The sequence below is a fragment of the Moorena sp. SIO3I8 genome, from assembly GCF_010692325.1.
Classification (GTDB): domain Bacteria; phylum Cyanobacteriota; class Cyanobacteriia; order Cyanobacteriales; family Coleofasciculaceae; genus Moorena.
This window is the reverse complement of sequence record NZ_JAAHHW010000482.1, coordinates 1-1,064: the sequence shown is the minus strand read 5'-3', so window position 1 is coordinate 1,064 and position 1,064 is coordinate 1. Positions and strand designations below refer to the sequence as shown.

The following is a 1,064-nucleotide window of genomic DNA, read 5'->3' as shown; positions in this document are numbered from 1 at the left end:
TAGAGAAATTACCGATTAAACAGTACATTCGCTTAACCTAACCTTCAGTAAATTTACTGAATTATTAGCTTATAACTGACTTTTACCTAACTTTGTCAGCTGATTAGCCAATTTCCCTAGTAGAGACTGGTAACTTAAAAATTGTTTGGCAGCGATCAGGCGCATACAGACGATATAGAGACTCATAAATAGGAAGGGCTTCAGGATTGTTGGTAACCCTAGACAACTCACAATTGCTAGCAGTACAATCACAGCAGCTTTAAAGCACGGTAGTAAAAACTTAATCAATGGCTAACCTAGTGCTCCGCAAGCTACCCACCACCAGTAAACTGTCCAAACAATTCCTAGCACGAAAGTAACTGCAATTCCCACCCCAAGTATTCCTGCTTGCTCAGCACCAATGATAAAGCTCAAGAACGCTACGGGAGCAATCATAAGGTTAACCTTGGCGTTAATCCCAGTTCTGCCTTTTGCTGCAAGCATATTAATCAGTGAATTATTGATCAGCCTAAAGTAAGCAAACACCAGTAACCAGGGAATTACCTGGCAGGCTGGCACCCACTTCTGGCCAAATATCATAGAGATGACCTGATCGTCTACCACTAAAAAAAATAAGGCGTATAGAGGAGCCCCCAGGAAAGCCATTTGTTCAACCATTGTGACTAGAACACTTTGCTGCTCTTCGTCATTCTCTAACTGGGCGAATCAAGACATTCCTACCTGATTAATCACCTCACCCATTACAGTGTTAATGGTCTGGGTCAATTGGTAAGCAAAGTTGTAGTATCCCAAATTAGTATTACCCAGCAGTTTACCAATTACAAAGTTGTCACCATTGGCATTTACATAAAATCCCAAACTGGAAACAGTGGCACCAAAACAGAACGACAAGACTTCTGAGCTAGCCTGTGGATCAATCTGTAAGCGGAATTTGTGTTCTACATGACGACGACTAATCCAATACTCTATAAACCAAAAAGCAGCATCTCCCACCACAAATGACCAATAGCTCAAACCGATAAAGGCGCAAAGATCGGAAGCATAGACAGGGCTGGTGGATGAAG

The 1,064-nt window shown here is 41.9% G+C and carries 2 protein-coding genes; both read right to left on the bottom strand.

The annotated features are described in order from the left end of the window. Positions 1–291 precede the first annotated feature (291 nt). Positions 292–657 carry a hypothetical protein gene (locus F6K51_RS38060; protein ID WP_293031551.1) on the bottom strand — a complete coding sequence of 122 codons (366 nt, stop codon included), beginning with the start codon at positions 655–657 and terminating at the stop codon, positions 292–294. A gap of 48 nt (positions 658–705) precedes the next feature. After that, on the bottom strand, positions 706–1,064 hold a 359-nt coding region (locus F6K51_RS38055), incomplete at its 5' end, for an oligosaccharide flippase family protein (RefSeq protein ID WP_293031549.1).

Excerpts from the sequence above, each read along its gene's own strand:
- F6K51_RS38060 (WP_293031551.1), bottom strand. The coding sequence starts at position 657 with ATGGTTGAACAAATGGCTTTCCTGGGGGCTCCTCTATACGCCTTATTT.